The organism is Streptomyces sp. NPDC007863 (assembly GCF_040633895.1).
GTDB lineage: Bacteria > Actinomycetota > Actinomycetes > Streptomycetales > Streptomycetaceae > Streptomyces.
The window spans coordinates 20,941-33,915 of record NZ_JBEYEI010000029.1 but is presented as its reverse complement, the minus strand read 5'-3'; the positions used below and the strand labels follow the sequence as shown (position 1 = coordinate 33,915).

Below are 12,975 nucleotides of genomic sequence, written 5' to 3'. Positions count from 1 at the left end.
GCCGTGCCACCCAGGCAATGGAACCTGATTACAGGGTATCCTTATCCATGTGTCAAACCTTGAGCGTGACCCATCACGGAATGTGCCGGACGACGTCGTGCAGGCAGCACTGAGGGCCTCCCGCGCCAAAGGGGTGCCGGTCGTCGAAGTCCCCTTGCTCGCCGTCGCCCACGAGGCGGGCATCTCCCGCAGCACGTTGCTGCGCCGCCTCGGCGGCAGCCGTGGCGCACTGGACGAGGCGGTCCGTGCCGCCGGCGTGGACCCGGGAGAGCAGAAGCCGGTCCGGACGCGGGCGGTCGAGGCCGCTGCCGAACTGATCGGCGAGCAGGGGTTGGCAGCTGTCACGCTGGAACGGGTGGCCGATGGAGCCCAGTGTTCCGTCCACAGTCTGTACGCGGCGTTCGGCGGCCGGGACGGACTGCTGCAGGCCGTCTACGAGCGCCACAGCCCCGTACTGGACGTCGAAGCCGTCCTCGCGGGCCCCCGCGAGGACTTCCCGTCCACCGTCCGCACCATCTACCGCCTGCTCGTCGACACCCTCAACCGCGAACCGCGGGTCCTCCCGGCCATGATCGCCGACGCTCTCGCCCGCCCCGGCGACCCGGCCGTCCAGGCCCTCTCCCGGCATGTCGTTCCCCGCATCCTGGGCGGTCTCGGACAGTGGCTCACCGACGAGATCGCCGCCGGCCACGTCCGGGACCTTCCCCCGTTGCTCCTCACGCGCCAGCTGATGGGCCCCCTCCTCATCCACTTCCTTCTGCGTCCCACCGTCGAGCTCTTGCCAGGGACCGACCTGCCCACCACCGACGAGGCCATCGAGTTCTTCGCGCAGTCCTTCCTTCGCGCGGTGACCGTCGAAGCCTCCGACGACCACACGGGATGACCGGTGCCCCATAGGTACGGCGACCCCCGCCGGCCCCGCCGTGGCCGCGGTCCGGCGCCCGACCGACACTTCACCCCTCGTACCGGGTCCCCGCGGGTGTCAATCACCACCGGAGCGGCCAGCGGTCGAAGAGCTCGGCCGACTCCGCCTGCCTGTTCTGTTTCCAACCGGTCGGAAGCAGCCGAATGCGAGCTCCGTCGGGAGCTAGGGGAGGCAGGCGACGGCGCGGAGGTCGGGTGCCTGCTCCTGCGGGGCAGGGCGGGCCACGGGTCGCCATCAGGGGACCGTCGTTCGGCAGTCGCGTCTGTCGGTGAGGTGGCAGATGTTCGTGCGCCCCGTACCTGCGCCCAGGCCCCCGGGCCTGGGCCGGGTCCACCGGTCAGCCAACCGAGCCGCCCAGGACTTTTCCGGCCGATCATGGTTGTGGGACGCCGGGCACTCCGGGTTGAGGGACATCGCCACCTCATGGGCTCAGCTGCGCGCGGAGGACGGCGAGGCCATCGACACGGAGATCGCCGAGGCGATCGTGGGTGACCTGGCTGGTCTCGCCAGCAGCGCCCGGCGCCAGGATCACGCCGTCTACTGCTGGGTCGCGTAGGAGTTCACGTTCGGAGCCAGATGGCGACGGCCGCCGCGGCGGCGGTGCCGAGGAAGACGTAGCCGCGTTTGCCGTAGCGAGTGGCGACCGCCGCCCGAGACTGCTTCAGGCGGTTGATCGCCCGCCCGACAGGGAGAAGGAAGTCCTGTCCTGCGAAGTCGACCTGGCACGGGCGCATCCCCGCGCATATGGGGAGCAGACATCCTGACCAGTACTTCTCCCCCGCGGCAGAACCTTCCTGAACCACTTTCACCGGAACAGACGATCCACCCCAGGGGTCCGGAGAACAACCCATGGTGAGCACTGTGGTGAGCAACCCTGGGCATGGTGAGTTCGGTGGTGAGGAACCACGGCGAGCGTTCCCCCCACTCACCGCACCCGCGACAGCAGAGGCCCAAGCGACCGAAGAACCGATACACAACCCCACCACCAGAACCCGGCTCCAACACGTGGAAACAGGCGCCACCAAGACGCCCCCACCTTCGCCGGTGGTGACAGGCGAGAACATCCCTCTGGGGTGCGATCCTCGTCCTCGCGGCCCCCGCCCGGCGCTCGAATTCGTCTGCCCACCGAGGGCTGCCCCGGTGACGTGATCCATGGTGCGTGCACAGGAGCATACGAGAGCCTCGTTCAACGATTCGACGAGTTCCGGCAACCGGACTCGCGCTGACCGGCCCCGCCTGCGATGACCGCGAGCCGGGCGTGCGGGAGCCGGCCGAATCCGTACCCCGTCCCGGGGCCGGGCGAAAGCAGCGAGGCGTCCGCGCCGACGTCGGTGGCGGAGCGCCGATCGGAGATCATCCAGAGCGTGGCTACGAGGCCCGCCGAGCGGCGGGATCCGGGGACGGCGCCGGTGTACCGGCGCAGAAGGGACGCGTCGCCGCCGGACCGCCGGTCGGGAAACAGGTGATCACGGCTTGCCGGCGCAGACGACGTCGAAGGTGCGACCCAGCGGGCGCGCCAGGGGCTGGGTGCCGACGGTGGCGGCGGGACAGTCGGCCCGGGTGCCGACGATGGCGAGGACCTTGCGGGCGGGAGCCGGCTTCTTCGCCGCGCACGGGGTCTCGGCTCCGGTGGCCGTCAGGCAGTCGCCCACGACCACCTGGCCGCCACCGCGCCCCGGATCGCCGGGATGGTCGTCCGAGAGGTTGCGTCCGCAGACGATGCCGTCGGGTATCTCCGCCAAGGCCGGATCCTCGGTCGCGCGGAACGCCCAGTGCGTCTTCAGGCCGATGACCAGGTCCGTGCCGGGCGGGCACTGGCCGGAGCCCCGGATGGCCGCGGTGATCAGGTTCTTGACCTCCAGCGCCTTGAAGGTGGCCGCGGTGCCGTCACACGGGTACTGCCGGTAACTTCCCGGCTTCGCGGGATCGGGCCCACCGCACTCCCCCGCCTCGAAGGTGTCGAACCGGACCACGGGGCCGGGGCGCGCATCGGAGTGGTCGCCGAACACGTCCGAGAGCGACGACGCGAGACGGAAGACGCCGAACAGGATGACGGCGGCGGAGAGGAACACCCACAAGAGCGACTTTCCCGTCGACTCCGCGGGCGACAGCCCCTCCTCGGACCCGCCGGCCGGACTTCCACCCGTGCTTTCCTGCTCCGCCATGTACGACTCCAACCGCTGCGGAAGGGCTGCCGATGGTGCGACGTACGAGCGGGGACGGTCCGCACGCGTCACGCGGTTCCCCGAACCCAAGATTGCCCACGCCTCGATGATCGTCAACTGGCTTATATGCAGCGGGACTTATTGATGACCCGCAACGGCCGGTGGTGTCATGATCGGTTCATGACGCGAGGATCCGAGTCCGATCGCCGGGGAGAGAACGCCACTGACCATGTCCTGCGTCGCTTCGAAGTGTGGGCACGGAACACTCCCGACGCGCCTGCCCTCATCGCCGGTGCGGAGAGTCTGACCTACGCGCGGCTGGACGCGCGGGCCGACCGCCTCGCACGGCGCCTCGTCGCGTCGGGCCTCCTGCCCGGCGGAGTCGTCGCGGTCGGCACCTCCCGTCGGGTTTCCCTGGTCGTGGCCCTGCTCGGGGTGCTCAAGGCCGGCGGGGTCTACGCCGTCGTCGACGCGGAGCACCCTCACGTCGGACGACGTCAGCTCGCGGCCGTCGAGCCGTTCGCGCTGCTGACCGACGCCGTCGGTCGGGCGGCCCTGGACGACGGAAGCGGCCTGACGGTGCACCCCGTCGGGGAGGAGCGGGATTCGGACGCCGAAGAGCCAGGCGTCCCGGAACCGGCGCCCGCGCCGGCCGTCCACGGGCCCGTCGCCGCTCGCGTCTTCACCGGGGCGGCCGAGCCGCGCGCCGTGGTCCTCGGGCAGGAGCTGCTGCTGGCCGCGTACGAGGGGTGGGCGGAGGTGGCGCGGCTGACGCCCGAGGACCGGCACCTCATCGTCGCCGGCACGGATGTCACGGAGTTCGCCACGGGGTGGACGCGTGCCCTGTGTTCCGGCGGCGGTCTCGTCCTCCCCTCGAAGCCGCCCGCGACGCCGTCGGACATCGCGGCCGTCGTCGAGCGCGAACGCGTCACCGTCCTGCACGCCGGACCCGCCGTCGCCACCGGACTCCCCTCTCCCCGACGGGAAGCGGCCGGTGCCGCCCAAGCCCGCGACGGCTCCCGGCCTCCGCTGCGGACGTTGCGGCTGATCGCGGTGTCGGGCGACCGTCTCTACCTCGACGAGCAAGCGGCGCTTCAGAAACGGCTCCCTCCCGGCACACGCGTGCTCAACGTCTACGGCACCGCCGAGACCGCCGGCACCGGCACCTGGTTCGAGGTCCCGCACCTGCCCGGCCCGCTCGACGCACCGGAGCAGGTCTCCCTGCTCGGCAAGGCCTTCCCGGGCTGCCGTGCCGAGGTGCGCGACGGGGAGATCCACCTCACCCCGCCCGGCGGAGGCGAGGCGATACCCACCGGGGATCTGGGCCGGTGGCGTGAGGACGGGCTGCTGGAGTTCGGCGGCCGGACCCGGCACCACATCGCGCTGCCGGACGGCCGCACCCTCGACCCGTACCCGGTCGAGTCCGCCATCCGCGGGCACGAGGGCGTCGGCGCGGTCGTCGTGAACGGCGTCGACGGGAAGCGCGGCCCGCGCCGCCTCGTCGCCTACGTGACTCCGCCGGCCGACGGGGAGGCCCTGGTACCGGGCGCCGCTCTGCCCAGCGCCGCGGGCCTGCGCGTCCACCTCCGGGACCGGGTACCCGCCGAGGACGTTCCGCGCACCGTGGTCCGCCTCCGTGCGCTGCCCCGCAACCGGGCGGGGCAGGAGGACCGTTCCGCCCTTCCTCTGCCCGTGCTCGCCCCGCTGCCGGGGCCCGGCGCCAAGGCCGGGAAGGCCGGGGGCGGCGGTTCGGGCGACTCCTCCCCCCTGCCCGCCCTCGCCGGCTGCGGGACGTGGGTCGTGATGGCCCTCGCGCTCGCCCTGACCGACGTCCTGTGGCCTGGATCCACCGAGGTCGACGCGGTACCGGCTCCCTGGGCCTTCTTCTTCGTCGTGCTGTACCTCTTCGAATGCCTGGCGTTCGGCGTCGGGACGATGTTCCTGCTCTTCGGCCGACGCGTGATGCTCCGCCGGCGGCGGCAGGGCCGCCGGCTCACCACACTGGCGCACCTCTCGGTGTCCTACCTGCTGATGGCGTGGTGGCCGCAGGACAACTTCTACCGGTTGGCCGCCAAGGACGACTGGCCCCAGCAGGCCGCGCTGGTCTACGCGTTCAACATCCCCCTGATGATCGCGGGCGCCGTCGTCGCCTTGTACGTCGGCAGGCGGAGCGACCCGTTCGACCTGGACTTCGACTGATCACCCGCCCATCGGGCCCGTGATCAGTCGAAAGCGTGCCCCATGCTCCGGGCCGCGGCCCTCACCAGGGCCTCCGCCGCGTCCAGCGTCTCCGCGTCGCGCGCGGCCACCAGGAAACCGAACCAAGGTGCCGGGGCGAAGGCGGCGGTGGGGATGGCGGGGACGAAGACGGCCCCCAGCTCCGCGCAGCCCCGGACGAGGTCGGCGCACAGTTCGTCGAACTGCGCCTCGGCCAGGCGCGCGCCGAGTCCGGCCCGGTCGACGATCCGTACGAGGTGACCCGCTCCCCGCAGCTCGTCGAGCCGGGCGGCCACCATGAAGGCGAGGGACGGGCCGGTCAGCCGCAAGTTGGTCTCGGTGGGCGCCAGGCGTCCCTCCCGGTCCGCCACGAAGTCCACGTCGAACCAGCCCCGGTAGCCCGCGGCGGCCAGCTCCCGGCCCACCGCCGCCCCGAAGGCGGTGAGGGGACGCTCGGCCCAGGCCGGCACCACCGAGGGCCCGACCGTGGCGCCCGCGTACGCTCCGTCCCGCACCTCCATCACCGCCCCGCCGACCTCGTGCACGCGTCCGTCGCGGCCGACGAACCCGTCGTACGTCAGATCGCGCGGCCCGCCACCGGGTCCCGGCCCCTCGACGTACTCCTCCACGAGGAGCGGGCCCCGCGGCAGCCCGCGCAGGGCGGCCCGGATCCCGCCCCTGGTGCGGGCCCGGTCGGGAGTGACGATCGCGGTGCCGGAGCCTCCGACGCCGTGTTCCGTCTTCACCACGCCGGCCAGCCCCGCCCGGGCCCGGGCCGCCACCCGGCGCGCGGCTGCCCAGCGGCCGCCGACGCGCCACTGGGCCGGGAGCACGATCCCGGGATGCCCGCCGCCGGCGAGGATCCGGGCGAACAGCTCGTGCGCCGCCGACTTCGCCTCGTACCGCAACCGCCCCGCCTCCTGCCGGCGTCCGGTCACGCGCCCGAGGGCCGAGGTGCTGCCCCACGCCACCCACGGGAGTCCGGCCTCCGTCAGGCGTGACAGGAGCGCGGGCCGGTCGCGCACGGCGTCGAGCAGCCCGGCGCCCCGCTCCACCAGGCCGTCGTACACCTCCACCCCCTCCCACTCCAGTCGGCGGCCCACCCGCTCGACCCAGCCTCTCGGTACGACACTCGGCAACACCAGCGCGGCCGGGGCGGGCGTGTAGAAGGCGGCGAGGCAGGCGTAGTGATGAGCGGGGGCGTGCCGGTCCCCGTCCAAGTCCTCGTCCCGGTCCTCGTCCATGAACTGGGCGTTGAACTCGGCCACGTTGCCGAGGTGGACGGCCCGTGCCCCGCCGGTCCACTCCCGCGCCCAGGCGGGGAGCGGAACGGGCTCCACCTCGAACCGCACGAGCTCCGCGACGGCAGCGTCGCCGGGTCCGGGTCCCAGTCCGGGTCCGGGTCCGGCGTCCCGCGCCACGGCGCCCATCGCCCGGTAGAAGCCGGACGCGTGGGGATCGGCGTCGATCACCAGCCGTCGTACCCCCAGCCGCACGGCCCGGCGCAGCGTCTCCCGGTACAGCAGCCGGCCCACGCCCTGTCCGATCACCGCCGGCTCCACGAACAACAGGCCCAGCGTGGCCGTGGGAGCCGGCCCCTCCAAGGAGGCGACTCCCAGTACTCCGCCCCGTTCGTCCTCGGCCACGACGATCCTGCGGGGCGTCACGTCCTCGGCCCGGATGAGCAGTTGCGGCGCGCACGCGTCGAGGAAGGCGGCGTCGTACCCCCAGGACGCCTTGGACCGCATCACCAGCCCGGTCAGCGCCTCCGCTTCCTCCGCCGCCGCGGACCTGAACGTGACCATGCGCGGCCCTCCCCCGGTTTCCGTGATCGCGGGCTGGAACCCGATTGTGGCCGATGAGGTGAAGGTGGTGGAGGGGCGTTTGCGACTGATCGAACACGTCGGTGCCGGGGGCATGGCTGTCCTCCGGGGGCCGGGGAGAGATCAAAGTCGTCCCCGAGCCCGGAGCGCCCGCCGGCGGATCGCAGGCAGGCTGGATCGCGTACACCTGCCCGCGCCGGGGGCGCTGTGTCTCCGGCTCGTGTACGTGGACGACGGCCACGTCTCCGTGGAGCGGGAGGTGACCCTGCTGGAAGCCTCCGGCGCGAACCGGCCCGGCGCTCCGCCGCCGGGCCGTCCGATCGGACGCCGATCGACGCGGGACGGCGCGGCACCTCCTTCCGGGCTCCGCGGGTGCCTAACGTACGACGGGATCACCGCGTCCCACGTCCCGGAGGAGCCCATGGCGCGCAGCCGTCGGATGAGACCGTCCGCGGCGACCGGGGCCATCGAGCCGCCCGGCACGATCGAGCTGGTCGTGACGGTGGTGCTCGTGACCGCCCTGGTGAACGTCCTGGGCTTCCTCTCCGGGTCGGTGGTGTGGCTGCTCGGGCTGCTGATCTTCCTGCCGGGCGCGGCGGCGGCGCTCTGCACCGTCCGGCAGACACGGTTCGTCGCCCTGTGGACCTTGGTCGTCGTGACCCTCGCCGTGCTGGTCGGGGGCGATGTCACCAGCGACTGGGACGACCGGGTGCTGATGGTGGCCCTCACCCTGGTCCTGGGCGGCGCCTCGGTCTACGCCTGTGATCGGCGCATCCAGCGGGAGCGGGAGATGCTGAGCCTGCGGTCCACGGCGACGACCATGCAGCGCCACATCCTGCGCCCGCTGCCACTGATCACCGACGACGTCCTCGTCGACGGCGCCTACGAACCGGTCCAGGAGGACCGGCTCGTAGGGGGCGACATCTACGACGTCGTCGCCTCGCCGTTCGGCACCCGGGTCCTCATCGGGGACGTCCAGGGGAAGGGGCTCGCGGCCGTCGGCGCCGCGTTCGCCGTCATCGGCGCCTTCCGCGAGGCCGCCTTCCGCGAGCCCACCCTCACGGCCCTGGTCGACGCCCTCGACGCGGCCGTCGTCCGTCACAACTCCTACGCCCGGCGGACGGGGGACGACGAACGCTTCGTCACCGCGCTCATCCTGGGCGTGGACGCGCACCCGCAGGTGCAGGCCGTCAACTGCGGCCACGTTCCGCCGCTGCTCCTGCACGACGGCACGGTGGCCGAGCCGCCCCTCGACTCGGGGGTGCCGCTCGGCCTCGGCGAGCTCGCCACCGAGCCCACCACCGTGGGCTGGTTCACCTTCCCTGCGGGCGCGACGCTGCTCCTGACCACCGACGGACTGACCGAGACCCGGGCACCGGACGGCACGTTCTATCCGCTGAGGGAGGAGCTCGCCGAACACGCCGGAACCCCGCCGACCGAACTGCCCAACCTCCTGCGCGAGGACGCCCACGCCTTCGCGGGAACCGGGCGGCGCCACGACGACATCGCCGTCCTGACGGTCCGACGCTCACCCCACCGGTGAAGCCGAACCCGACAAACCCGCCCCCGCCCCCGCCCAGCGGATCGCCCACCGGATCCGCGGTGGAGGCCCTCGACCGCGGGGGCACGGGGTGGTGCAGACCCTCGCCGCCGACGGCGAACTCCAGCGCCCCGTCCGGCGCGAGCCGACCCACGACGGCCTGCGCGCCTCCGAGGCCAAGGGCCGAAAGGGCGGCCTCCGCTCGCGCCCGTGGAGCTCCGGGCCGTCGGCGCAGCAGCTCGTCGGCCACGGAGGGCGGAGGGGGTGGGGCTTCAGGAGGAGGTGATGGGGTCTACCTCGCCCCAGGCGAGGCCGGGGCCGCGGTCCAGGCTACGGATGTAGTCCATGTCGGCATCCTCGATCCGGAAGGAGAAGACGTCGAGGTTCTGTCGCATGCGGTCCGGGTCGGTGCTCTTGGGGAGTACCGGATAGCCGTTCTGCACGCCCCAGCCCAGAAGGAACTGGGCCTCGGTCACGCCGTACGTGTCCGCCAGCTTCTTGAAGGGGTGGTCGGACCGCTCACCCTCGGCGCGCATCTCCTGGGTCTTTCCGCTCGCGTGGCCCGGGGCGGTGCGCCAGGTGGAGAGCGGGGCGAGGCTGCTGTAGGCGATGGGCATGATCCTCTTGTGGTTCAGGTAGGCGACCAGTTCGGGCTTCTGGGACCAGGGGTGCAGTTCGATCTGGTTGGCGTGCGGGACGGGAAGTCCCGCCTCGATCAGCTCGTCGATGTGTGTGGCGTTGAAGTTCGAGACACCGATCGCCCTCGCCTTTCCGTTCTCGTACGCCTCGGCCAGCGCCTGCCACTGCTCAAGGCGCTGCTCGCGCCCGAACGGGGCGTGGATGAGGTAGAGGTCGACCTGCTCCAGTCCGAGTCGTTCGAGGCTTTCGTCCAGGGAACGGGCAGCCTCCGCGGCGGTCTTGTTGCGCTCCTGCGTCAGCGGCCACAGTTTGGTCGTGACGAAGATGTCGTCGCGTTCGAGACCTGCCTGCCGCATGCCACGGCGCAGACCTCCGCCGACTCCGGTCTCGTTCTCGTAGACCTCGGCCGTGTCGACATGCCGATAGCCGGCGACCAGGGCGCTCTCGACGGCGGTGGCGGCCTCGTCGTCCGGGATGAGGTAGGTGCCGAAGCCGACCAGCGGGATCCGAACCCCGGAGGTCAACTCGTGCTCGTGCGTGGTCGTCATGGTGGGCTCCTCGCCGGTGTGGTGTCGAACTGATCGTTTACATGCTGAGGCATGGTGACGCGGCGACGTGCGCAGTCGATGGGGCTGCCGTGATGATCGAGGTGGCCGGCGAGCAGGATCAGGGCGTGCACCACGTCGGCATAGGCGGGGCGGCAGACTGAATCCACACCCGCCAGGCCAGGGCTTCGTGGTGGCCACACGCCCACGGGCCGGCGGGCGAGTCGGCCACGAACGGTCCGCGCGACACACCGACCAAGGCCACCAACCTCATGACACCCACCGACGACGCCACCGCGCACGACCGTGCGCCCGTCCACCAGGCAGCCGCCCGCCTCGTCCCCGCCCACAGCGAGCGCCCTCACGAGGACTGCTCCTCGTCTGGCGCCGCCTGCACGCCCCCTCCTTCCACGAAGACGTTCCCGACCCGCTCGGGCGGCGCGTGGTGCGTCGTGCCCGCGGGGGTGTCACTGCTGGGAGTGTGACGGGGTGAGTGCGGCTCCGACCTTGGTCAGCATCTGGCCGAGCAGGTGAAGGGCTCGTGCCCGTGTCGGTACCGCGCGCGCTGTACCCGTCCAGTAGGCGTCGGTGAACTTCTCTGTCATCGCGAGGGTCCGGTGCTCGTCCTGGGCGGCCAGCACGAGGACGAACCGCACGTAGTCGCCGACGTCGGTGCCCATGGGGTGCCGGTGGAGGAAGGTCTGCAGGCGCGGTGTCAGGGCGGACAGGGTGCGGTCCGTCGGGAAGACGACGGCGAGGCCGGCGAGGGCGAGACGAACCGCGGGGCATTCGGCCGACCAGCGGGCCAGTAGACCTGGAACGTGAGCCTGGACCGCGCTGCGGGCCCGGGCCTCGCTGGCGGGATCGGCATGCTGCGGGGGGCCGGCCAGGTCTCGGCGCGATGGCGCTCGGCGACAGTGGCAGCCCTGAACAGCAGGTCGACGGCTTGGAACCGGTGCCGGGCGGGAATCCGGTCGTCACCGGCGACGACCGTGACCAGGGCGAGCCCGTCGGCGGTGGCCGGCCGGCAGGTGTCCTGGTGGAGGATCTCGTTGTAGAAGTCGGCGAGGAAGCTCTGGTCGTCCCCGTAGGGGTCGACCTCAGCGTCGAACAGCATCGCGGTCTGGGGCGGCCTGGGGCTCGGCAGGCGGTCGGCGACGACGTCCCGGAAGAGCCGTCGGATCGGCGGACCGGAAGCGATCGCGCGGCTCCGGGTCTGTTCGGGTTCGGCGCTCGTATTCATGGCCGGCGCAGCCTACTGAAGCCCCTCGGACGGATCACCCGGCCCCTGGGCAAGCACCAGCGGGCCGCACACGGCCTGTCAACGATCCCCTTGACGTCAAAGCCCGTGAGCATCGCCGAGCTGCGATTGCGGACACCTCCCACCCACGTGAAGAGCCACTGTCGCCATCCGCGAACAAAGCCCGTCCCCACGTGCGCAGAGAGCAGACTTCAACGGCAGCCATCCCCCCGTTCTGCTCCCGACTGCCCCGCGGTTCGGCCCACCCCGGCAGGGTGGCGCCGCGTCGCTGTACGGCCGGGAGCATCGGAAACCGACTCAACGACCGAGCGGTTCTGGGAGCTGTCGATCGCGAAGAACAGCGTCCCGTCGCCTCCAACGAGTCGTCCGACGGCTCGCCTCCCCCGGGGCCCGCGCCGAAGCACCTGCCAAGGCCGGGTAACCGCTGAATGCCTCGGTGGTCTTCCCCGGGAAGGGCGGAGGACCATCAGTTTGGCAGGGGGGCATCCGCAGTGAGCATTTCGTGGATACAGCGACGCAGCCCGCTGCCGTCGTCGTCGACCGCTTCGAGCCACGGCACCCTCTGGAGCAGGTCGCCGCATTGGTCGGTACTCGGGTCGGCCAAGAGGGCACGGAGGTCGTCAGGGACAGGGTCGCCGACCAGGCACAACCAGGCGAGGCCGGCGCCGATGCGGATCTCGGGCGATCGGCCGGGATCCGACCACAGCCCCCGGGCCCACAACGGAGCATTCTCGTCCTGGTGTTCGCGGGCGAGCTGGGCGATCGCCAGGATCAGGCTCACACGGGCCACCGGATCGTCCTCCACCGCCAGCCTGCGGCGCAGGGCCGAGGCGACACGCTGAATCTCACTGGTCGCCGCCGCCAGGACGAAGGCGGTCGCGGAGCGAACAGCGGGATCGGGATCGGGCAGGAGGGGGAACAGCAGATGCAGGTCGTCCGTGATCGCATCGCGAGCAGCCTGGATCGTCCAGTTCGTCGGACACATCGTGGTGCCCTCCGCCTCCAGCGGATCCTCGAAGACCTGGAGAAGGCCTTCGCGTGTTCCGTCCCCGAAGTGCTGGCATCGCCCGATCTCGGCGACCAGGCGCAGGGTGCTTGCCCGGAGCCCGGGAAGCCCGGAAACCGCGATCCGGATCAGAAACGGTACTGCCAGCGCTCCCACCGCGATCGTGCTGCCCTGATGATGGAGGTGTTCCCACAGCTCCCCCAAGGCCCGGCCGGCGGCTTCGGCGTCCGCGGACGCGAGCGTCCCGAGGCGACCGGGAACTTCCTCGCCCGGTCCGTAGAAGTGCGGGAACCGCTGCCAGGGGATCTCGTCGTACTTGAACCCGTCCTTGACCTCCCGCGGGATCGCGCCCACGACCGTCCGCATGTCGGCATCCGTGCCCACCCACGGCTCGGGCCACCCGGCCCAGCGCTCATCGTCCACGGCTTGGCCTTCCGGTCCACCGACACCATCCGAACCCCCGGGAGTCTAACGACCGGTGATCACGAGCGAGCCCGACGCTGCCGCGCTCCGACGACACCAACCACGGTCCCGACATCTCCCGGGAACATCCACAGCATTCAAGATCGCCAACCGCCGCCCGAACCACTGACCAAACGCTGCTGCTCCACGGGCTCCGGCACACCTTCCGCGAACCACGCCGACCGGGGCATACACCGGTCTCCAGGCGATCCGCTGACCTGTGGGTCTTCGGCACCGAGGCACAGTCGATTTCACGGAAGCCGTGCCAGAACCGAAGCTCGTGAACGAAGCCACTCGTCGAAGCCGTCGACGACAATCCCGTCGAACAGTCGGCGGCCGACGAAGGCCGGCAGGACGTCGGGGGGGGGCCATCCCCACGTACGCGGGAAGCA

The 12,975-nt window shown here is 71.8% G+C and carries 10 protein-coding genes and 1 pseudogene; 4 read left to right on the top strand and 7 right to left on the bottom strand.

The annotated features are described in order from the left end of the window. Positions 1-97: 97 nt before the first annotated feature. Positions 98-883, top strand: a complete 786-nt coding sequence (locus tag ABZ621_RS34035; protein ID WP_360610507.1) for a TetR/AcrR family transcriptional regulator — start codon at positions 98-100, stop codon at positions 881-883. A 602-nt stretch (positions 884-1,485) separates the two neighbouring features. Here the strand turns inward: ABZ621_RS34035 and ABZ621_RS34030 are convergent. Beyond that, a pseudogene (locus tag ABZ621_RS34030) lies at positions 1,486-1,611 on the bottom strand (IS5/IS1182 family transposase); the annotation flags it as partial. A 780-nt stretch (positions 1,612-2,391) separates the two neighbouring features. Further along, a complete protein-coding gene (locus tag ABZ621_RS34025) occupies positions 2,392-3,090 on the bottom strand; it encodes a hypothetical protein (RefSeq protein WP_360610505.1) in 699 nt (232 codons plus the stop codon). 180 nt (positions 3,091-3,270) lie between these two features. Between ABZ621_RS34025 and ABZ621_RS34020 the strand changes: the two genes are divergently transcribed. Then, positions 3,271-5,289: an AMP-binding protein gene (locus ABZ621_RS34020; protein ID WP_360610503.1), complete on the top strand. Its 2,019-nt coding sequence runs from the start codon at positions 3,271-3,273 to the stop codon at positions 5,287-5,289. 23 nt (positions 5,290-5,312) lie between these two features. On the opposite strand, the gene ABZ621_RS34015 is transcribed toward ABZ621_RS34020, so the two are convergent. Next, positions 5,313-7,112: a GNAT family N-acetyltransferase gene (locus tag ABZ621_RS34015; protein ID WP_360610501.1), complete on the bottom strand. Its 1,800-nt coding sequence runs from the start codon at positions 7,110-7,112 to the stop codon at positions 5,313-5,315. 439 nt (positions 7,113-7,551) lie between these two features. Here ABZ621_RS34015 and ABZ621_RS34010 point away from each other — a divergent pair, with 439 nt between their 5' ends. Next, positions 7,552-8,673 carry a PP2C family protein-serine/threonine phosphatase gene (locus ABZ621_RS34010; protein WP_360610499.1) on the top strand — a complete coding sequence of 374 codons (1,122 nt, stop codon included), beginning with the start codon at positions 7,552-7,554 and terminating at the stop codon, positions 8,671-8,673. 88 nt (positions 8,674-8,761) lie between these two features. Then, positions 8,762-8,956 carry a hypothetical protein gene (locus ABZ621_RS34005; RefSeq protein WP_360610497.1) on the top strand — a complete coding sequence of 65 codons (195 nt, stop codon included), beginning with the start codon at positions 8,762-8,764 and terminating at the stop codon, positions 8,954-8,956. On the opposite strand, the gene ABZ621_RS34000 is transcribed toward ABZ621_RS34005, so the two are convergent. The 4 genes from ABZ621_RS34000 to ABZ621_RS33985 all read right to left on the bottom strand — a co-directional run bounded on the left by ABZ621_RS34000 (position 8,943) and on the right by ABZ621_RS33985 (position 12,544). After that, positions 8,943-9,857, bottom strand: a complete 915-nt coding sequence (locus tag ABZ621_RS34000; protein ID WP_360610495.1) for an aldo/keto reductase — start codon at positions 9,855-9,857, stop codon at positions 8,943-8,945. The genes ABZ621_RS34005 and ABZ621_RS34000 overlap by 14 nt on opposite strands. 464 nt (positions 9,858-10,321) lie before the next feature. Then, positions 10,322-10,534, bottom strand: a complete 213-nt coding sequence (locus ABZ621_RS33995) for a hypothetical protein (RefSeq protein ID WP_360610493.1) — start codon at positions 10,532-10,534, stop codon at positions 10,322-10,324. Between the two features lie 35 nt (positions 10,535-10,569). Continuing rightward, positions 10,570-11,097 carry a hypothetical protein gene (locus ABZ621_RS33990; protein WP_360610491.1) on the bottom strand — a complete coding sequence of 176 codons (528 nt, stop codon included), beginning with the start codon at positions 11,095-11,097 and terminating at the stop codon, positions 10,570-10,572. A 484-nt stretch (positions 11,098-11,581) separates the two neighbouring features. Beyond that, on the bottom strand, positions 11,582-12,544 hold the full coding sequence (locus ABZ621_RS33985; RefSeq protein ID WP_360610489.1) for a hypothetical protein: 963 nt from the start codon (positions 12,542-12,544) through the stop codon (positions 11,582-11,584). Between the last annotated feature and the right edge of the window lie 431 nt (positions 12,545-12,975).